Origin of the sequence: Enterococcus sp. 12F9_DIV0723 (genome assembly GCF_002174375.1) — a bacterium.
Lineage (GTDB): Bacteria > Bacillota > Bacilli > Lactobacillales > Enterococcaceae > Enterococcus_A > Enterococcus_A gilvus.
On sequence record NZ_NIBK01000001.1, the window covers coordinates 2,316,549 to 2,335,454 of the forward strand.

The following is an 18,906-nucleotide window of genomic DNA, read 5'->3' on the forward strand; positions in this document are numbered from 1 at the left end:
TTTTACGATAATTACGCTTCAAAAACTACGCTATTTTCACATACCCATAGCTGTTTTTGTTGTGTAAACCCTTTCTTTTCAACTATCTCTCCACTTATTAAAACAAAAAAATTAAAAATAAGAAAAATATTTTGCTTAATTGTGAAGATTGTGTGAGTACTATAGTGGTCTTTTTTTTGATGTAGGCGCTATAATCGCTTCATAAGGTTCATACTCTTTTCTGCGCAGAAAATGAGGGGGCATTTTTTCATTTGGACTGAGAAAGGAGGAGCAAATTGAAGAAACGGATACTCGTCATCATCGCCTTCTTGTCACTCTTCGTTGTTCTTTCTCGACAGACCGAAGCCGAAGCAACTGTCACCAACGGGAAGGTCCAATACTATTACGAGAGCAGTACCGCAATCAGCAATAGTTCGGCTAATTCAACATCAGAACCATCGTCTAGTACCACTGCTGATTCCCACCATTCTACGACGAGCCATGGGAACCAGACAGACAGGCCGACCACACCCAGTCAAAAAAACAACGTTACACGTTCTGGAATAACACGTTTTCTACAGACAAATGATCAACGGAATATTTTTTTAAGTATCATTGGACTATTGATACTCGTCATTGCTTTTTTGGGATGGCGACTCGTTAAAAATAGGAGGAAAATGAAATGAAAAAACAAGCAGCATTCGTCATCGCCGGTCTTTTTGTCGGCGGCTTATTCGCATTCTCCACTGGCGCACATGCAGTAGATACGACAGGAACGGTGGATTACACATCCGGGAATATCAACTTTGACCCGCAAGATCCGGACGATCCAAGTGCTTCATTGCCAACGAGCCTCAACTTTGGTTCACATCCGATTCAGACAAAAACAGCAGAAACGTGGACAGCCACCTCGGATGGTGTTCAAACGTCACCTATAACGACAGGGAAAGTCGCCGTCAGCGACAATCGTGGAGAGGCATCCAGCTCAGGATGGGCGATAAAAGTCGCACAGCCAGAAGCCTTCAAGGCTGGTGAAAAAGAACTCACCGGGGCTTCTCTTTCCTTTACCGTCGGAGAGCTGACCAATAACGTAAATTCGTTGCCAACAGGAGAAGGAATCGCTAATGACAGCACCTATAACCTCCTCGTAGGACAGACAGGTTCTGTCATCACCGCTCAAACCAATCAAGGCGCTGGTGAAACGGCGCTGCCGATCACGAAGTTTACACTCGGTGTGCCAGCGAATACTGCTAAAACCGCAGCACAATACCAAACAACCGTAGTCTGGACATTCTCAGCTACACCAAGCTAAAAAACAGAAGGATGTCCCGTTTGCAGCTGCACTTACTGAGAAAGTGGCGATCAACTGTCAGACACGAGACCTCGTTCTTTGATTTAAAAAGGGGAAAGATTATTGAGAGAGACTCTTCCATTACGCGGAGAATACAATTGAAGTAAAGGAGAGAGAAAATGCTGAAAAAGCAATTACACAGAGCTATACGGGGCGTGTTCCTCATCCTAGCCTTTTCATTTTTACCAATTGTCGCTCATGGAGAGTCATTGGACAGCTTCGATGCGGTGATCCACCCTTCGGAGCAGCAACTAGACAAAAATCAGCTTTATTATGATTTACATTACCAGCCAAATGAAGAAGAACGCTTGACAGTCACGCTGACCAATCGAACGGCGGAACCCATCAAGCTCAAGGCTGCCTTCAATCGTGCGGTCACTAACAGTTTGGGGGTCGTTGAATACTCGGGGATGAATAAAGATGAGAGTGCTTTTGGTCCCTCTATCACCGACCACGTCAAGCTTAGCGACCAAGAGATTGATTTAGCTGGAAATCAATCCAAGGATATTTATTTAGATGTCCACATGCCAAAACAAGAATTCGACGGTGTCTTAGCCGGCGGACTGTATTTAGAACAGCTTTCTGATAAAAAAGTCGACGGGAATATCAAAAATGTGTTTTCACGAGAGATCGCTGTCTTGCTACAAAACAAGACCAGCGAAGTAAAACCAGAGTTGAACATCACCAAAGCGGAAGCAACTCAAGCAAATAACCGCAACGCCGTGATGGTCACGATTGACAATGAAAAAGCAACCTATGTCAAAAATGTCGCCATCGATTATGAAGTAGAAAAAGATGGCACAGCGATCACAAAAGCGAAGAAGGAACAGCTTTCGATCGCACCAAGCAGCCGCTTCCCATTCTTAATTTTAATGGACAATACAGAATTCACACCCGGTACCTACACGGTCAAAACGACTGTCACTGCTGGTGATCAGAAATGGCACGCCAGCCCGACATTTACGATTGATCGTGAAGAGGCGAAACACTACAACGACAGCGATGTCTCGATCGAAGAAAAAACGACCCCTCCCTGGATCTGGGTCGGCATCGCCGTGATCCTCATACTGATCGCTGTCGTGATCTTCATGTATAGCAGAAACAGACGCTTAAAGAAAAAATTAGATGGGAAATAGCTGGCTACTTAACTGGAACCTCTCTACACTTGCTGAGGGGTTCCATTTTTATTGCCGCCATTCTCACACCCTTTCAACTAAAAAGAGCATCCAGGGCTATCAGAGATGCTTGACTTACCCAACAAAACAAAATACTATAACTTATAGTAGTCTACTCAATAATACTTGTACATATACTATAAACAAACAGCATAGAAAGAGGGTTTTGTGATGCGGACGATTGATCTGATTGTTTTGGGTATTCTAAAAAAAGACTCTTTGAGCGCCTATGATATCCAAAAACTTATTGACTATCGGAATATTTCTCAATGGGTAAAAGTCAGCACCCCGACGATCTATAAAAAGATGCTGCAATTGGAAAAGCAAGGGTACGTCAAAAGTACCTTGAAGAAGAATGGAAAAATGCCGGAGAAAGCCGTCTATTCACTGACTCAAAAAGGCAAGACTGAATTTGAGAAATTAATGCTTGGAATCGCTGCCCGACCCATCACTATTTTTCTAGACTTCAATGCCGTCATCCTTAATCTGGACAGTTTGTCTTCAGCAGATCAAAAAGCCTGCATCAGTATCCTCGAAGCCAATGTTAAAAAGATGAAGCGGCGGTTGAAAGATGACGTAGCTGATAGTAACGATTCTGCTGATATCCATGACGCCGGGAAAACCGTTATGCAGCAGCAATATCTTTTAGCTGAGGCGATTGAAAAGTGGATTGAAGAAATTAAGAAGAGTCTTTAGCTTGCCTCGATTGATAGAAAGCAATCAGAAGATGAAACGGATTGATCCAAGTTGCCGATTCGATTAAAGAATCATCGGATTGAAACGTCTTTCCAGAATTGGCAATAGAAGGAATTGTCGTAGCTGCGATCACTAGGAACCCGTCCCCTAAAACTGGTCGGATTAGCGGATGAGTGAAGAATAAATAGGACGTGACACGGTGTTAACCAAATACTTCTACGAAAAAGTCTCTAGAAAAGTTTAGAGGCTTTTTATTTTGTATGGTGTTAAAAGAAACATCGACCCTTTAGTAATCAATAGCGCATTGTCCGCCGACAAGTTTGACCTATCAGGTAAATCTTGTTACACTCTAATTGACCTAACAGGTAAAGGAGTGATTACTTTGATTGAACTCAATACGGATGAACCAAAGGTTCAACGTATTTTGAATGCGGCGTTGAGAGAATTTTCACTGCGAGGCTATGACGAGGCTTCGACCAATCGAATTGCTAAGGCTGCTGGAATTTCGAAGGCGTTGATGTTTCACTATGTAAAAAGCAAAGAGGAATTGTTTCTACTCTTGCTGGATTATTGCCAAAAGACAATGACTGATGACTATTGGGATAAGCTGGATTGGCAGGAAACGGATATCTTTAAGCGCCTGCTGCAATCTTATACGTTGCAGATCGACTTGATGAAAAAACATCCGTGGATTTTTGATTTTACCAATTTACAAGTCGAAACGAAGTCAGCAGCGATCAATCAAAAATTAGCACACAAGGCCAAACAACAGCCTTCCTATTGTGCAGAGGATGTATTTGATGCTATCGATGAAACGAACTTTCGGACCGGACTGGATGTTGCCCGTTGTAAGCAGTTGATACTTTGGGGAAATATTGGGTTTACAAATGAGATAGTGGAGGAAATAAAGAAGACTGATTACGATCAGCTCGATTATCAAGCGATCACCGATAAACTGACTCAGTATCTGGAAGATCTTCGAAGCGTTTTTTATGAGGAATAATTGAGGGATGCCTGATGAAAAGAAACCTTATTTTACCTGGTTGTGTCCTAGTTTTCTGGATAGTCCCCTCGTCACTTGCAAGCAAAAATAAGCCGCCACAGAAAGAAGGTTCCGTGATGGAGAAAGCAGTCACTATTGAATTCCCTCTACGGGGAGAATGGCTTACGGAAACAAGCCCGGCGGATCGTGTTCCGAGTCATGGGACAGACCGATTCGGCTTGCGTTATGCGTTTGATTTCATTCAAAAGGATCAGAAAGAGGCTTCGCATACTGCAAATTCAGCGAACTATCTTTTTGGCGGTATTCCGCTGGATCAGTATTATTGTTTTGGTCAGCCGGTCTATGCGCTGTTTGCCGGCGAAGTCGTCACCGTGAAGAATAATACTCTGGATGGTGAAAAAGCCTCGTGGCTCCATGATCAAACCACAGCGATCCGTCATTCTCTCTTCTTCAACCCAGCGCGTGACAGCTTTGAACGAATCGCAGGAAATTATGTCGTCCTCAAACAAACCGCAGGGATTTATGCGGCCTTTTGCTATCTGGAAAAGGATTCGATCGCGGTTAAGGAAGGACAGACGATTCAGCAGGGTGCGCTTCTCGGCAACATCGGACATTCAGGAAATTCCACGGAGCCGCATCTGCATTTCCAGTTGATGGATTCTGAGAGCATCAAGACTGCAAATGGGCTGCCCTTGGTATTCGAGCGTTATGAAAAATTCAACGGTACCTCCTGGGAGAGCGTCCACCAGCAAATTCTCGCGGCAGGCGAGCGGATTCGCTCTCTGAATTAAAAGCTGACAGAAATTAGGTGAAATCCTTGGAAATGAATCATTTATATAAACCTCAGCGTCGACAGGACCTGAGAGATTGGTTAGCAGACCATGCTGCTTCTGAAAAAGAATGTTGGGTCGTGATCGATCGAGCGCAGGCAAACCTGACCTACTTAGATGTCGTAGAAGAAGCTATTTGTTTCGGCTGGATCGACAGCACAAAGAGAAAGCTTTCTGAAACGGAAGTCGCACAACGGCTGTCGCCTAGATCCAAAAAGAGTCAATGGACGGAGCTGAACAAGGAACGTGCCCGTCGTTTGATTTATTTAGATCAAATGACCGAACTCGGTGAAATGCGCTTGCCTGATCTTTCTCCGGAACGTTTCGTGATTGATCCGCGGATACTTCGGGCCCTTGAAGCAGATTCAGAGATTCAGCAGCATTTTGCACGCTTCCCAGAACTCTATCAACGAATCAAGATCGACAATATACAGCGCTACGCCGCAAACAACGAACTGTTTGAACGGCGGCTGGAGAAATTGCTGACCAGCACCAAAGCAAATAAACGATACGGCGCTTGGGACGACAATGGCCGCTTGAGCAGCTACAAAAAAGACTCCTGATCGCCCATACAGAAGGAAATCTCATGATTTGCTTCTGTTTATTTTTTCTCTCAGTCCAAGTGTCGGCTTTTTCGTAGCCTATCTGGGGGACTTTCCTTCCCCAGCGGTTTTCCTTCCTCTTTCAGCTTGATGAGCAGTCGGAACCTCAACGGATCTGTCCCTTCAATGACGCTGATATCCTCTAGCTCGCCTCCCTGCGGCAGCATCCTTAATACTAAGGACATGGCTTCTGCTTCCGAAACTTCTGCAGGAGCAATTCCCGCTGGAAACGCGAAGAGCTGCTGCAAAATCCCTGGCTTGACCATTCGTTGTTCTAAGATCAATTCCTTCGGGTCACGAATATCCTGAATTGACCGTTTCACCGGAGCTATTCTTTGATCTAGAGCAGTCTCCGTCAATTCCTCTGCTTCTTCATGCGTTCTATCAAAAATCGGTGTAACGATTCGTTCAACAAATTTGGCCCCGACCACTTTTTTAAACAAGCCGATGCCGTCTTTCTCGAATAGATCCAGCGCCGCAAATTTTTCCAAAGAGGCCTTGATCTCATCGGCTGATTTGCTCGTATCTGGGTCCTTCACACTTAAACGATGGTGTTTTCCTTCGCTGTTCTCAAATGTCGCTGCTAATCTTATCATGTACCTTCCTCCTTTTCCTTTTTATAGTCTGGCCTCAAGAGCCGGCAAATCCTGCTAATGGTTCTTTGACAAATTGGGTATACAAGCCTTGGAGCTTCTCAGTAAGAACCGTCTTGATCGCTAGCAGCCGCAGTGATAATAACCGCCATTCCTCTTTTTCGAAATAGTCTTTGAAATAGACCGCGTAACGGCGCAAGGCACGTGTCGTTTTGGTTCTCATAAATAGATGGCGAACCAAATCCTTCAGAAAGAAGGCAAAATCGGATTCTCCCAATTCGTCACGGACTTGAAGCGCTATCAATAGTTTGATCGTTGCTTTCTCATCACGACTTTCTTGATAAAAATCGGCGGTGCGCTTTTCCAATGTTTTTCTGGATAATGAAAATAATTGCTGTGGTGTAAGTTGGTTTTCTGGCATAGTACAATTCCCTTTCTTTTTTAACGGAGTGGTGATCACGCCATGACTATAATACCGATAATTTGCTCTTGTCAATCCGCAAATTTGCCAAATCACGTTTTCACAAGCGGAATGCCGTGCTGTGACTGGGCTGTTAAAAAAACAAATTTAATTTTCACGTTTAAACTCAAAAAATATTCGTATTTTGCATAGTTTATTTTTTGTTTCTAGGCAAAACTAGCGTAGAATGAGCCTATATATTGTCTTAAGGAGGGGTTAAAATGGAGAACTATACCATCCGAATCGATGTTCCAGAAGTCGAAGAATACTTGGCGCTGCGTCAAACTTGCGGCCTGTCTGCCAGAGGAAAAGAAGCGAGTAAGATCGGGTTGAGCAACAGCATCTACTCCGTCATCATTCGCAGAAGCGCTGGCCAAAAACTGGTGGGAATGGGGCGAATCATCGGTGACGGCGGGACGACCTATCAAATCGTCGATATCGCCGTGCTTCCGAAAGAACAGGGACAAGGGCTGGCAAAGGAGATCATGAAGCTGTTGATGACGCATATCCATAATGAGATCGATCCGCAGGCGTATATCAATCTGATCGCGGATCGCCCAGCAGATGACCTCTACAAACAGTTTGGCTTCGTTGAGACTGCACCAGAAAGTTTAGGAATGTATTTGAAAAGATAAAAAACAGGATTCCTCAAAAAAAGGAATCCTGTCTTTTTAGTTTACTTTGTGAATACCACAAATCCTGGTAGTTCCGGGTGATCGATCACGACTCCTTCATGGATCTTGCGTGCCAGCCAGAAAATCATCAGATCCCCCGCCGCCATGAAGATATTGAAGGCAGAAAGCAGGATCAGTTCCGTGTTTGGAAAAATCAGCGAAAGTAAAAATGTCCCGCCTCCAAGCACGACCACCGGTGCCAAGACACCGATCTTATACGCTTTCATTTCTAACGCCTCTTTGCAATGGCAATAGGGCATTAATTCCTTGACGTTAAACCCAAAAGTAATGCTTTTCATTTTCTTTTTCGCGTAATTTGCCCAAGCCAATCCATGAATCAGCTCATGAACAGGTATCGAAATGAAAAAGCATAGAATGAATAAGGAAAAGTTGATTTCCCATAACGGTGATGCCTCCGCTCCCCAGCGCCAAAAATAACCAACCACAACAAGCACGATGAACGGCACCGGAAGCAGCATCATCAATGTGCTCCCTTCCTTAGCTGAAAACGTCTTGTCTTGTTTATGGTAGTTCTTTTCCTGCATCTCCTGACAGATCGCGTCAAAGGTCTCGTACTTCTTTCCCTTCGTGCGCCTACTCTTTGTTTCCATAGCTGCCCCCATTTCCTATGTTCCCACATAGTTTCCCCTTTATTTTTTAACACCCTTTCAACTATCATAGCCGCTTCCCCTTGTTCCGTCAAAGTTCCTTCAATTTTTAGTATCATTAGTGGGTTTTCTTTTTCTGACTGTTTCCAACAAAAAACAGCTAGAAATCTTGTCGAGGAAGATCCTAGCTGTTCCCTTTATAGCGTTTTAAAAAAATCCTTTGCAACATGTTGCCAACTGTCTAAAAATCCTTCAACCTGTGCATCTGCTGAAAGAGTCTCTGACAATTCTCTCTACAAATGACCAACTTCCTACAGGTGGCTCTCACGACACGTTTTATCACCAATTTATATAAAAACTAGTATCCCTCACCGATAGTATACTGGATTACAGACGTATTGACGGTTCCCTTTTTTTATTTTTTTATAAATAGTTGGTTTTTATAACCAAATGAGTTATTTTTATTTGTGTTGTTTTTTCTTCTATAATTTCTGGTTGATTTTCTCGATTTCTTGTTTGCATTTTAGGTAATAAAACATCCAGATACCAAAAAAAACAACGAAAAAGGACAGTGAAGCCGAGAAAATGATCTGCCATTTGAAGGGAAACCAGTGATTGATCCTAGCCACGATCAAAAAGGCAAGAAAACTTCCGCCGATGTGGATCAGCGTGTGCAGCAGCAGCGACCCTTTCTTCATCTGATAGACCAGCCCCAGTAAACCGATGACCACAGACAATATAAGAAAACTCGCCACGGTCCGCCTCACTTCATTCGTAGAAAAAAGTACAGCGAATACCATGCAGATCGTGCTCCCGATCCCAATCGAACGCCCCAATACCTTCAATAGTTCTTTCATAAAAAGCGCCTCCTTTCGTTCATTCCTAGATGCTGCTTCAATTGCTCGACAAATCTCCGGGAGACCGTTATTTTTTGTCCATTCTTTAGATACTCATACAAGTTCCCCGAAAAAGCGACCTCGAGCTTTTGAATCGCCTTCGTGTTGACCACCGCCGATTTTGATACTTGTAAAAACTGCCCGCTTGGCAATTCTTCCTTTAACGCTGCCAACGAGCGACGAAACGAGTAAACCTCATTTTCCGTATACAAGGTGACGATCTTATTGAATATCTCGATATACACAATGTCTACTTTTGTTACGAAAACAGACGCGTCCTTCACCTTGATCACCAATTGCTCCTCTTGATACGTGTCAAAGCAACGGGCGATCCGCGCGCCGATCTGCTCCTCTGCCGCTCGAATCTGAACTTCAGGCTGCACCCATTCACGCCCGATCTCTAGTTGAATCTTTACCCCTTTGTCCATACCCTGCCTCCCTCTGTTCCTTTATAGTAAGCCATTTACGCGAGCAAACATACCCCTATTTCCTTTCCGGTAAGCTGCGCGTCCTATCCGGTCAATCCCCACACCACTAGAAAACAAAAAAACCAGTAACCTTGAGAAACAGGTTTCTGGTTTTAGACTTATTCTTGGACCATTTCCACGCCGGCCGGTTCAGCCACATAGTCGCTTTGGCTGTCCATTTCAGCAGGTTTTTGTTTCAGCTCAAGCGCCGTTTGACGCTGCTGCAGAAGACTGATTTTTTGAGTCAGCAACATCAACAGATGCTTCAGACTCTCCTCCGTATGAATCTTGTTCTCTACGATCGCTTGGCACAGGTACTCGATCTGATGGCTCTTCTCAAACAGCTCAAGATAACTCTCACTGTGACTATCCATTTCACGAATCAAGTGCCAATCCACCTCATGGTAATACGTGTCATACATGACAAAGTCCAACCGATAAACGGCTAACACGAAGAGATCCCGCACCTGCTGGTTTTCCCGCAGCAATTTCGCTAATTCAGAAGACCCGCTGGCGATTTCTTCCCCCAGTTCAAGCAAGACCGAATAATTGATCTCGTATTCCTTTTTTAATTTAGTAAACAAACGCATCGTCTTCGCTGCTTCCTTTTGTTTCTCACGATGCTTCAAAAATTCAAACATCAGCAGTGCTGCTATAAATGAAAAGAAGCAGCCAAAGAAAGCTGTCGACGCATTGATAAACGTTCGAATAATATTGATGTGTTCCCCGAAAAATTCCCTGTTAAAATAGATCAGACCAATACTGATCACCGCAAGAATCTCCCCAACCAACAAAACAGATAATGAAACGATCGCTACTTTTTGTTTTTCTGTAATCATTTTTCACCACACATTCAGGTTGAATGCTTCTCCTTATATTTTTTCTCCCAAACCCCTAAAATTAAGTTTATCCGCCTCCCTATTTACCGATCTCTTTCGGTAAAAACTATTTTCTACATATTTAATTAATTAAATGACTTTTTTGTAACTTAAAAAATATTACAGCAGTTTAATAACGTTTTTTATTATATCATTCATTGATTATTTAATAAAGACTTCATAAACATTTTGAATAAAAAATTAGTTAACATTTTCTTTGGAAAATGAATAAATAAAAATAAAACACCGTTGCTAACTAAGCCAAACAACGATGTTCCGACGCTATTTCTCAATCAACCCTTCCACTTGAGGCAAGCCGATCCCTGCTGTATAAACCTCGATCAACCCAATCGGCAATTCCAGATCCTCTGTATGTCCTTTGACATTCATGTGGATGGTGTCTTCCCTATCCGCTAAAACCTTCTCCTTGAAGTCTGGGTCAGCCAATGCACCAACACCCATCGAAGCAATATCCCCGTAGTTCAAAGCATCTAGCGCTTCATCGGCTGAACGGATCGTTCCAGAGATCACGACGGGGACTCTGCCGGCAACAGCCTTCCTGATCACTAAGCTGACTGGATCAGTGAAGTCCCCCCTTTGCGGCATTGCCTTGTAGGCATCCTTGCCAAAATTCCCGCCCGCCGCAGAGGACAGATCAAGAAAATCAAGGTCCTGTTCTAATAATTTATCGATCAATTTCAATGAATCCTCTAAGTCATATCCGACCATCTCTCCATGGATTTCCTCTGGTGAGATCCGGTAGCCCACGATCGCCTCTGGATTTTCAGCGCGCGCGACCTTCAAGACTTCCTTCGTCACTTCGATCGCAAAATTCATCCGTTTCTCAAAAGAGCCGCCCCAATAATCTTCTCGCTGATTCGAGTAACAAGAGAAGAATTGCTGGATCAAATAGTGGTTCGCGCCATGAATCTCTACCCCATCAAAGCCTACCTTTAACAACCGCTGCGCCGCCAATCCAAAATCCTTCACCACTTGCCAGACTTCATCCTCGGTCAATTCGGTAACTTTATACTTTAAAAATGGAAAGTCGATCGCGCTTGGCGCATACGCTTTGCCTGTCACATTACAGCCATAGACACCCTCGCGTCCCGGATGCTGGATCTGACCGATCGCCTTACTGCCGTTGCTTTTCATCGCTGCCGCCAATTTGCTGTAAGCGTCGATCCCCTCGTCATTAAAAATGGACAGTTGCTTCGGATGGCCTTGAATATTTTCCTGAACCGTGATCGCTCCAGTCACTAGCAGTGAGGCAAACTTGCTCCGGCGTTCAAAGTATTTCACATCCTCTTCCGTCGGGCTCCCCGTTGCCGGATCAGCGCCAAAAACCACCATCGGGCACATTGCGAAACGATTTTCCAAACGACCTCCATGTTTCAATTCAATCGGTTCAAATAATGGTGCATACTTTTCCTTCATTTCGATTCCTCCTTCAATCATTTAAACCCGCGCATGGGTCGTGTACCAGCCGCCATCGATCGTGATCGTCGCACCCGTGATGAAGCTGGCTTTCGCTGATGCCAAGAAGGCAAACAATTTCGCCGGCTCCCAGTCCTCTCCGATCCGTCGACTCGGGATCGCCTTCAATGCCGCTTCTGTCCCCAGCATTTCCCACGCTTGATCCGGCATCAAATTCGTGCGGATCAATCCAGGACAAACGGCATTTACCCGAATGAAAGTATTGTCACCCTCCTCGATTTCCGTCACCGCTTTTGGCCGCCCGAACATATCCGCTGGATTATTGTTTAATAGCGCCGCCGCACTTTGCCGTGTGTAATTCAATAAGGCCGCCTTCAACACATTGTACGGAACCGAATCCCCAATCATAAAAGACGCCACCGATGCCGTGTGCGTGATGCTAGGATTTTCCGATTTACGCAAAAGCGGCACACAATACTTGGTAAACATCGCCGCGTGCAGCACATACAATTGAAAAGCCCGCTCAAACTCTCCAGAATCCACTTCCTCCACCGTGCCTACGATCGCTGACCCCGCATTGCAAATCAAACTATCCAGCCTGCCAAATTTTTCCTTCGCAAAAGCCACCGCCGCCTTGATCTGTTCTTCATCCGTCACGTCGCACTTAAACGGCAGAAAATGCTCGCCCAAATCCTTCGTTCGGCTAAAATTCCGTCCGATCCCGATCACCGTCGCCCCCTGATCCAGAAACTCCTTCGTCGTCGCCAAGCCGATGCCAGAAGTCGCGCCAGTAATCATTACGATGTATTCTTTTAACATGTTGAATCCTCCTTCTATCTCACTTTAAGGAATTCATTTTTTTCAAAAATGAGTTTTATTTTCGCCACGCATACCATTCCACTAAACAACTCTCTTTAATTCAAACTGCGAAAAGTGGAACTGGCATTAATTACTGACCGTCATCAAGCCGCCGTCGATCAAGACATCGGCGCCATTGATGTACTGTGCATCCGTCGAGGCTAAAAACGCGATCAAGTCCGCCACTTCTTCCGGTTTTCCTGTTCGACCGCAAGTGACCTTCGCCATCTGATCGTACATTGCCAACACGTCGTTTTCTTCCATATTGACACCCTCACGCTGAAAAATCGGCGTTTGGATAAAGCCCGGCGACACACTATTGCAGCGCACACCAATAAACCCCATAGCTTGCTGTTTGGTATACAGCACCACGGCGTTTTTCGCTAAATTATACAATGGATTTTCAGAGCTGACTGTCCGGCTGGCAGCAGAAGCGGTGTTGATGATACTCGCGTTGTTCTTCGGCGCATTCAATAACAGAGGATACAATTCTTTGGCAAACAACATCGGTGCCCGCAACAAAAGACTGAAGCAGCGATCAAACTGATCGACCGTCACATCGCGAATCGTGGTATTCTCACCAAACCCCGCATTGTTGACAAACACATCCAGCTCATTGTCAAACGTTTCTCCGATGAATTCACACGTCTTCATGATTGCATCGGCATCCCGCACATCACACGTACAAGGAATAAACCGATCACCTAAATCCGTCGTCCGGCTAAAATTTCGTCCAATCCCGATGACCGTCGCGCCCTCCTCGATAAACAGCCGAGCCGTCGCCAGACCAATACCAGAAGTCGCACCAGTAATCACAACTTTGTAATCTTGGAACATCGTTCTACCTCCTTTTTCCAAAGCAAAAAAACATCACATGAAAATAGGCAGTTGAATTTGTTCAATAAAGAAACATTTAATGGAGTTCAGTTGCAGACAGATGTCTAGGTGTAAGAATTACTTTTAAGGGGAAATATCTGTGGTTCTCATTTCATGATAGCACTAAATGAGGGGAGATGGAAAACGGATTCAAAAAGAACTGTATAAATTGGTATACCTAAGAACTCCTTATAGGAAACTATATCGCTCACTTTCAGACTGGTAATGATTTGAACGACTGTCTGCATTAGCCCTTGTCCATCCACTGAAGGCCTTATTGACGATTTTTATCCGTGGACTCTCTTTTTCTCTATTTTAAAAATTAGACTGATGAAACTTTTATAAACAAAGAAACGACACCTTCCATCACCGAAGATGAATGGATGATTCTTATGGAAAAAGCAGCTCAAGAGGGTTCGATCGTTGAGGCTGACGAGCTTCTGATCAAAAGTGTCGTCGCATTTTACGATTTGGAAGTACAGAAAAATTTTTAACACGTACGGATATTACTTCCAATAACAGTAAAAAGAGTACAGAAGAAATAGCGGAACTCTTTGAATCCTCCGGCTTATCTCGTCTGCCCTATTGTCAGGACAACATTGATGAAATAACCGGCGTGGTGTATCAAAAGGACTTTTATTACCATGTACTGAAAGGTGAAAAGAAATTAGAAGAGATTATCAAACCAATCAGCTTTATCCCGAAAAGTATGAAAGTTTCAGAACTGATGAAAAAATTTCAAGCCGAGCAAATCCATATAGCCATCATCATCGATGAACACTGTGGGACTGCGGGTCTCGTTACGCTAGAAGATATCATTGAAGAATTGGTCGGAGAAATCTGGGATGAATATGATGGTAAGAAATTGGATTATTACAAACTGGCAGATGACAGTTTCCTGGTAAATGGACGTTCAGACTTCGATTGCTTAGAAGAGCTTTTCAATATTACTAATTCCACAAACTCAATCTCCGTCGCAGGTTATATTTTGGCTTCAATCGAACGAATCCCTATGGAGGGTGAAACGATTCAATTGGATGGCTTGAAGATGACTATATCGAAGATGCGGAATCGCAGGATTGAGGAAGTGGGGATCCAACCGGTTGTTGAGGGTGGGTAGATGAAACGTAACAAACATATTTATCTATGATTTATCAAATGGAAACACTATCATAACAGGTAGGCTAGTTTTCTAATAAAGTTTCAGAACTTTCTGTCTGATTAATGGAAAGATGAATATGATCTCAACTTATTTTTTAGTAATTATATTGAGCAAGGATATAAGGAAATAGTAAGTACTAAGTGATTAGGTACTTACTTTCTTAAACCAATAATATGAAAATTAGGTTGTCTTAAATAAAGCTGGAATCTTTTTACTTAAGGATTCCAGCTTTATTATACGTTTCAAAAGAAGGCACAATTTAAATAATCAAAATATATGTTCATTCATATATCTTGATTATGAAAGACCGATCTTGTTATCAGTCTGAAATATAAAAACACTCACTCTCATTTTTAGAAAGAAATAAGAAAAAGTTATCAAACTCAAATAATTTATTCAGTCCTAATTTTAAGGTGGTCTGCTGAGAATAGAAAATATCAAAATGAAACAACGGATGGATTTTTCCATTACAATTCTTTTGATCTTCATCAAACCGAATATAGCTAGGTTCAAATAAAAATAACTCCAGCAAAATATCATCTAAATCTTCGGTAATTTTCTTGGGTAGAAACAAATCATTTAAGGTATTCTCAATTAATTCACAAAACTCCAATTGTATTCCATAAATACCACGTGATTCACTAAGAATTCCTCTATCTAACAAAGTTTGTATAACCTGTATGTGTGCATTTAGTATTTCCGTATCTTGACTATACGTTTTCAAAGTGTAGTAGTCATTTTTATCTTCTATCTTAAATGGAAATTGAAAACTAAAATGCTTTATTTCATCATTAGTTGACTTCTGGCTGAAAAAGATTCTTCTATTTTCTGTATCAATGGTCAACTCCCCTGATGATTTCTCTGAACTTACTAAATCACCAACTAAAATCAGCTTGCAAGATTCTAAAATTATTTTCCATAGGTGTTCCTTTGAATCTATTCTAGAATTTATTAAGCTACTTATTCGTTTATTATAATAAAATTTTAAAATCATTTAATCACCTAATTTACAAATTAATATTGGCTCTAATAATTTTTTCGACATCCGATTTAGTTACATTTATTTTATTTTTACAGTGCAATTCCACAATTTCGGTTAACATTATTCTATCTGATGTATTGGTAATATTGTAACGTCTAAATATGTCATTTCGCATTTCTTCAATATTTTGATATTTGGCTTTGTCTATTCGAAGTTCTTCTTCTGAAAGAATATCTGACTCTTCAGGTTTTTGAATGACTAATCTATTTTGGGAAATAATATCATTTAACTTCTCATCCCATAATATACCTAAATCTTGATTTTTTTCAGTCATAATTAAATACGTAGATATAAATGATCTTGTTAATGTCATGTACAGAACATTTCGCAAAGAAATATTTTGAGAAATAGTATCATCCGTAACACATATTACAAACGGGAATTCCAGTCCTTTAACGTTATTTCTATTACTAACAAATAAAGTTCCTTCAACTTGCTCCTTATTTTCGTATCCCTTTGTTATATCCCATTGAAACTCCTCGTATACTCTATACTCTAATTGATCAATCTGGTTATAAATTTTTTTATTTGCATCTATAAATACTATACCTATGTCATTTGGCTCAACAGTCGGATTATTACTTTTTATTTTATTAATTGTTTCAATAATACTCTCCAATATATAATTACTACTCGTTCTTTCTATTTCTACTGGTATAAAATCCTCGTCTGAATCATCAAATCGTCTAACTTTAGGTCGACTAAGTGTGTACTGATTGCCGTCAATTGATATATCATAACCACAAGCTTTTAATTCACTTTCATTCAACCAATTAATTACAGGTCTTTCATATAATCCCAGACCCACTGCTTGAGAAAACATTAGCGTTCTTGGGTCAGTTCTATAGCATTTGTTGAGAAGAAAATCTGGCGAAACATCCGTAGACTGTTTCACAAATATTGTTTGAAATATATCTCCAGCAATATACACTGAGTTTTTGGTAACCATACTACATAACTGAAAAAATTCTTCCGAAAAATCTTGACTTTCATCAATTAGTATATAATCAAATAAAGGAGTAACCTCTTCTTTTTCACTTAAATCTTTTATGGCCTCTTGACAGACTCTTTTAAAATCACCGAAATTAAATGCATGGAATGGGAGTTCATAATGTTGACATATTTTTGAATACAAACCAGAATTTGGAATCTTTGACGATCCCCAACTATGAAAAACAAAGAGTCTCTCTTCCCAAGCAATCTGTTCTTCAACTTTCATAAAAGTAAAAAAGTCAGGTATTCTATTCCTGAGGCTACTTGCAAGGACTTTATTATGACAAGTAAATGCAATTTTAGTGTCATCTCCAGTTGTATATAATTCCTTTAACTTGTGTAAAAGTAATTCCGTTTTCCCTGTACCTGCCAACCCCTGAATTCGGATCATTGGTTGATTTATTTCCTCAAAAATGAATCTTGTTTGATCGCCATCGAACAAGACAATTTTTTGCTTTACTTTCTCTAATAGTGACTTGGGTTCTTCAATATCAATATCGTAAATGTTATTTATACTTCCAGTAAGAAGTGAAATTAGCAGTTCTGATATCCTTCTATCTTTATCAGATTTTTGCTGAAACTTCTTTAAATCTTTAAAAAATTCTTCAATATCTACAGGAACCTCATTAATGACAGCTATTTGATCCTTCTTCCATTTTCTTGGTCTTCCTAATTTTTCTTTATATTCAAATTTATCCGATAAATATCCTAAATCTTCCATAAAGTCTTCAACAAAATCTTCGAACTCATCAGATTCCTATTTTATACCCTGGTATAAGTATAACAAAAGCATCTTTATACTCATATTCTTCATTTGTCTTTGATAACGGTTCGCGAATAAGATAGACCTGTTTATCATTTTTTTTTGAAAAATTATTTAGCGCTTGTTGCCAATTATAAGGAACTACATCCTTCTTAAGTTTAGTAAAAAAGTAATCTTTCACTCCTGTTTACACCCCAATCTAAGTATTTACAATTCATTGATACACTAAGTTTTTTGCTTCCTAACATTAAGGACGGAAAAGATATCAACGCATTGAACATTCTTTTCTTCTACTTTTCAATGATAACTATAAGATAATCGAAATTCAAAAGCAACTTGAATTTGTTCAGATTTTGTAAAGCTTCTTTACAATGCTGTGCTTCTCGTAATTTAAGTTCGTTCTGAACAATGCACTTCTCAATTAAACAATTTAGTATTACGGCTATTACCACTTTTATCAAAACAAATTATGTCTTTAGGAGAACAACCAAACAAAGATAATTTACTTTTCTCAAAGTAGCTATTATCTATATTACGGCATTTGATCATAAAATCTACCATCTAGCTCACGACCATTCTTCTTTTTATTCCAGCCACCCCATTGTTTAAAGAAAAAGGATACTTCATTTTTTTTGCATACATCGCGTATCTCCCTTACCCAATCAATCTCCATATTTCTTGATTTAGGACCGGATTCTCCTCCAACAACGACCCAGTTAATTCTATCAAGATTAATTCCTGAAAGTGAGCCCAATAGAGGTTCGCAAGAAAGAAATTTCACCTTTGCAGGAATACTCCTTAGTAAATCCACTCGCTTAAAATATCTTTCATGTTCAACAGATGTTCCGATCCAAATATTATCCGTAAATGTCAATGATTGACTTAAATTCTTAAGTCGCTCAGGTCTTTTTGTCAAAACTTGAAACGTATGCCAATCTGCTTTATTCATCGTTTTGAATACCGATCGAATGAATTCATCTGAAACATCCTTGTGAAATAAATCTGACATTGAGCACACAAAAACCATATTTGGTTTTTTCTTCTTTAATGGCTGATCCAATAAATCTTCATGCATAGTTGTTTTAAACTCATTAATATATCTGGGGTTCTTCATAGCAGATAATCGTTTGGCCATTCTTTCAGCATAACAATTGTCGCAACCTATAGAAACTTTGGTACAACCTGTAACAGGATTCCAAGTAGAATCAGTCCACTCAATTTTTGATTCATTCATTTATCTTCTCCTAATTCCTAAAATCATAGCCTATGATTTTGGCTCCCTCAGTTTCTGGTATTATATTATACAGCTGTTCTAAGTAGAACTTCACTTCAGTTTTGCAATCTACTGGGATGTATTCATGGTCCCTCATAAAATCATCAAATTCCTTCTTCGAAATATACTTACCCAAAAAATGAGAATAAATTACTTTTGCATAATGCTTTGCAGAGTAAAAGTATTCTTTTTCTGAAGTGCCTGAATTTCTACTTTCCACATAATTATTATTTCCATCATTAATATCAAATAAATCTAGTTGCCCATTTCCGGATACATCCTCTTTATAC

The 18,906-nt window shown here is 40.9% G+C and carries 23 protein-coding genes; 9 read left to right on the top strand and 14 right to left on the bottom strand.

Features of this window, described 5'->3' with window-relative positions:
- Window positions 1–275 precede the first annotated feature (275 nt).
- The 7 genes from A5868_RS10955 to A5868_RS10985 all read left to right on the top strand — a co-directional run bounded on the left by A5868_RS10955 (window position 276) and on the right by A5868_RS10985 (window position 5,597).
- A complete protein-coding gene (locus A5868_RS10955; protein WP_086303473.1) occupies window positions 276–665 on the top strand; it encodes an LPXTG cell wall anchor domain-containing protein in 390 nt (129 codons plus the stop codon).
- Complete coding sequence (locus A5868_RS10960; RefSeq protein ID WP_010780191.1) at window positions 662–1,291, top strand: WxL domain-containing protein; 630 nt, start codon at window positions 662–664, stop codon at window positions 1,289–1,291. The genes A5868_RS10955 and A5868_RS10960 overlap by 4 nt, the downstream gene beginning before the upstream one ends.
- A 158-nt stretch (window positions 1,292–1,449) precedes the next feature.
- Window positions 1,450–2,466, top strand: coding sequence for a DUF916 and DUF3324 domain-containing protein (locus A5868_RS10965; RefSeq protein ID WP_086303472.1), 1,017 nt, complete (start codon window positions 1,450–1,452; stop codon window positions 2,464–2,466).
- 210 nt (window positions 2,467–2,676) lie between these two features.
- The gene (locus tag A5868_RS10970; protein ID WP_086303471.1) at window positions 2,677–3,201 is read left to right on the top strand and encodes a PadR family transcriptional regulator; all 525 of its coding nucleotides are present in this window, start codon (window positions 2,677–2,679) and stop codon (window positions 3,199–3,201) included.
- A gap of 373 nt (window positions 3,202–3,574) precedes the next feature.
- On the top strand, window positions 3,575–4,204 hold the full coding sequence (locus A5868_RS10975) for a TetR/AcrR family transcriptional regulator (RefSeq protein ID WP_254908286.1): 630 nt from the start codon (window positions 3,575–3,577) through the stop codon (window positions 4,202–4,204).
- Window positions 4,205–4,218: 14 nt separating this feature from the next.
- On the top strand, window positions 4,219–4,995 hold the full coding sequence (locus A5868_RS10980; protein ID WP_176281285.1) for a M23 family metallopeptidase: 777 nt from the start codon (window positions 4,219–4,221) through the stop codon (window positions 4,993–4,995).
- A 32-nt stretch (window positions 4,996–5,027) separates the two neighbouring features.
- On the top strand, window positions 5,028–5,597 hold the full coding sequence (locus tag A5868_RS10985) for a YdeI/OmpD-associated family protein (RefSeq protein ID WP_176281284.1): 570 nt from the start codon (window positions 5,028–5,030) through the stop codon (window positions 5,595–5,597).
- Window positions 5,598–5,647: 50 nt separating this feature from the next.
- On the opposite strand, the gene A5868_RS10990 is transcribed toward A5868_RS10985, so the two are convergent.
- Window positions 5,648–6,232, bottom strand: coding sequence for a DUF2922 domain-containing protein (locus A5868_RS10990; protein ID WP_086303468.1), 585 nt, complete (start codon window positions 6,230–6,232; stop codon window positions 5,648–5,650).
- Between the two features lie 34 nt (window positions 6,233–6,266).
- Window positions 6,267–6,650 carry a hypothetical protein gene (locus tag A5868_RS10995; protein ID WP_086303467.1) on the bottom strand — a complete coding sequence of 128 codons (384 nt, stop codon included), beginning with the start codon at window positions 6,648–6,650 and terminating at the stop codon, window positions 6,267–6,269.
- Between the two features lie 260 nt (window positions 6,651–6,910).
- On the opposite strand from A5868_RS10995, the gene A5868_RS11000 reads away from it, so the two are divergent.
- Window positions 6,911–7,324, top strand: a complete 414-nt coding sequence (locus A5868_RS11000) for a GNAT family N-acetyltransferase (RefSeq protein WP_086303466.1) — start codon at window positions 6,911–6,913, stop codon at window positions 7,322–7,324.
- Window positions 7,325–7,365: 41 nt separating this feature from the next.
- On the opposite strand, the gene A5868_RS11005 is transcribed toward A5868_RS11000, so the two are convergent.
- The 7 genes from A5868_RS11005 to A5868_RS11035 form a co-directional block, all read right to left on the bottom strand.
- On the bottom strand, window positions 7,366–7,974 hold the full coding sequence (locus A5868_RS11005) for a DUF3267 domain-containing protein (protein ID WP_010780182.1): 609 nt from the start codon (window positions 7,972–7,974) through the stop codon (window positions 7,366–7,368).
- Window positions 7,975–8,453: 479 nt separating this feature from the next.
- Window positions 8,454–8,828, bottom strand: coding sequence for a DUF3021 domain-containing protein (locus A5868_RS11010; protein ID WP_086303465.1), 375 nt, complete (start codon window positions 8,826–8,828; stop codon window positions 8,454–8,456).
- Complete coding sequence (locus A5868_RS11015) at window positions 8,825–9,295, bottom strand: LytTR family DNA-binding domain-containing protein (RefSeq protein WP_086303464.1); 471 nt, start codon at window positions 9,293–9,295, stop codon at window positions 8,825–8,827. The genes A5868_RS11010 and A5868_RS11015 overlap by 4 nt, the downstream gene beginning before the upstream one ends.
- A 158-nt stretch (window positions 9,296–9,453) precedes the next feature.
- Entirely contained in the window at window positions 9,454–10,173 is a 720-nt protein-coding gene (locus tag A5868_RS11020; protein WP_010780179.1) for a hypothetical protein, read from the bottom strand.
- A gap of 321 nt (window positions 10,174–10,494) precedes the next feature.
- Complete coding sequence (locus tag A5868_RS11025) at window positions 10,495–11,649, bottom strand: oxidoreductase (protein WP_086303463.1); 1,155 nt, start codon at window positions 11,647–11,649, stop codon at window positions 10,495–10,497.
- Between the two features lie 21 nt (window positions 11,650–11,670).
- A complete protein-coding gene (locus tag A5868_RS11030) occupies window positions 11,671–12,468 on the bottom strand; it encodes an SDR family NAD(P)-dependent oxidoreductase (protein ID WP_086303462.1) in 798 nt (265 codons plus the stop codon).
- Window positions 12,469–12,594: 126 nt separating this feature from the next.
- Entirely contained in the window at window positions 12,595–13,344 is a 750-nt protein-coding gene (locus tag A5868_RS11035; protein ID WP_086303461.1) for an SDR family NAD(P)-dependent oxidoreductase, read from the bottom strand.
- A 655-nt stretch (window positions 13,345–13,999) separates the two neighbouring features.
- On the opposite strand from A5868_RS11035, the gene A5868_RS19365 reads away from it, so the two are divergent.
- A complete protein-coding gene (locus A5868_RS19365) occupies window positions 14,000–14,503 on the top strand; it encodes a transporter associated domain-containing protein (RefSeq protein WP_254908285.1) in 504 nt (167 codons plus the stop codon).
- Window positions 14,504–14,864: 361 nt separating this feature from the next.
- Here A5868_RS19365 and A5868_RS11045 read toward each other — a convergent pair whose 3' ends face one another.
- The 5 genes from A5868_RS11045 to A5868_RS19025 form a co-directional block, all read right to left on the bottom strand.
- Window positions 14,865–15,539, bottom strand: a complete 675-nt coding sequence (locus A5868_RS11045) for a hypothetical protein (RefSeq protein WP_087654162.1) — start codon at window positions 15,537–15,539, stop codon at window positions 14,865–14,867.
- A 13-nt stretch (window positions 15,540–15,552) separates the two neighbouring features.
- The gene (locus A5868_RS11050) at window positions 15,553–17,301 is read right to left on the bottom strand and encodes a DEAD/DEAH box helicase (protein WP_087654163.1); all 1,749 of its coding nucleotides are present in this window, start codon (window positions 17,299–17,301) and stop codon (window positions 15,553–15,555) included.
- Window positions 17,302–17,329: 28 nt separating this feature from the next.
- Window positions 17,330–17,524, bottom strand: a complete 195-nt coding sequence (locus A5868_RS11055) for a hypothetical protein (protein ID WP_087654164.1) — start codon at window positions 17,522–17,524, stop codon at window positions 17,330–17,332.
- A gap of 351 nt (window positions 17,525–17,875) precedes the next feature.
- Window positions 17,876–18,577, bottom strand: coding sequence for a DUF5131 family protein (locus tag A5868_RS11060; protein WP_086303460.1), 702 nt, complete (start codon window positions 18,575–18,577; stop codon window positions 17,876–17,878).
- Window positions 18,578–18,587: 10 nt separating this feature from the next.
- Window positions 18,588–18,906: hypothetical protein (locus A5868_RS19025; protein ID WP_176374157.1), on the bottom strand; the 319-nt coding region annotated here is incomplete at its 5' end.

What these genes read in the sequence shown, in the direction of transcription:
- A5868_RS10960 (WP_010780191.1), top strand. Translation starts at nt 662, where the DNA reads ATGAAAAAACAAGCAGCATTCGTCATCGCCGGTCTTTTTGTCGGCGGC.
- A5868_RS10965 (WP_086303472.1), top strand. Translation starts at nt 1,450, where the DNA reads ATGCTGAAAAAGCAATTACACAGAGCTATACGGGGCGTGTTCCTCATC.
- A5868_RS10970 (WP_086303471.1), top strand. Translation starts at nt 2,677, where the DNA reads ATGCGGACGATTGATCTGATTGTTTTGGGTATTCTAAAAAAAGACTCT.
- A5868_RS10980 (WP_176281285.1), top strand. Translation starts at nt 4,219, where the DNA reads ATGAAAAGAAACCTTATTTTACCTGGTTGTGTCCTAGTTTTCTGGATA.
- A5868_RS10985 (WP_176281284.1), top strand. Translation starts at nt 5,028, where the DNA reads ATGAATCATTTATATAAACCTCAGCGTCGACAGGACCTGAGAGATTGG.
- A5868_RS10990 (WP_086303468.1), bottom strand. Translation starts at nt 6,232, where the DNA reads ATGATAAGATTAGCAGCGACATTTGAGAACAGCGAAGGAAAACACCAT.
- A5868_RS10995 (WP_086303467.1), bottom strand. Translation starts at nt 6,650, where the DNA reads ATGCCAGAAAACCAACTTACACCACAGCAATTATTTTCATTATCCAGA.
- A5868_RS11000 (WP_086303466.1), top strand. Translation starts at nt 6,911, where the DNA reads ATGGAGAACTATACCATCCGAATCGATGTTCCAGAAGTCGAAGAATAC.
- A5868_RS11005 (WP_010780182.1), bottom strand. Translation starts at nt 7,974, where the DNA reads ATGGAAACAAAGAGTAGGCGCACGAAGGGAAAGAAGTACGAGACCTTT.
- A5868_RS11010 (WP_086303465.1), bottom strand. Translation starts at nt 8,828, where the DNA reads ATGAAAGAACTATTGAAGGTATTGGGGCGTTCGATTGGGATCGGGAGC.
- A5868_RS11015 (WP_086303464.1), bottom strand. Translation starts at nt 9,295, where the DNA reads ATGGACAAAGGGGTAAAGATTCAACTAGAGATCGGGCGTGAATGGGTG.
- A5868_RS11020 (WP_010780179.1), bottom strand. Translation starts at nt 10,173, where the DNA reads ATGATTACAGAAAAACAAAAAGTAGCGATCGTTTCATTATCTGTTTTG.
- A5868_RS11025 (WP_086303463.1), bottom strand. Translation starts at nt 11,649, where the DNA reads ATGAAGGAAAAGTATGCACCATTATTTGAACCGATTGAATTGAAACAT.
- A5868_RS11030 (WP_086303462.1), bottom strand. Translation starts at nt 12,468, where the DNA reads ATGTTAAAAGAATACATCGTAATGATTACTGGCGCGACTTCTGGCATC.
- A5868_RS11035 (WP_086303461.1), bottom strand. Translation starts at nt 13,344, where the DNA reads ATGTTCCAAGATTACAAAGTTGTGATTACTGGTGCGACTTCTGGTATT.
- A5868_RS11045 (WP_087654162.1), bottom strand. Translation starts at nt 15,539, where the DNA reads ATGATTTTAAAATTTTATTATAATAAACGAATAAGTAGCTTAATAAAT.
- A5868_RS11050 (WP_087654163.1), bottom strand. Translation starts at nt 17,301, where the DNA reads ATGGAAGATTTAGGATATTTATCGGATAAATTTGAATATAAAGAAAAA.
- A5868_RS11060 (WP_086303460.1), bottom strand. Translation starts at nt 18,577, where the DNA reads ATGAATGAATCAAAAATTGAGTGGACTGATTCTACTTGGAATCCTGTT.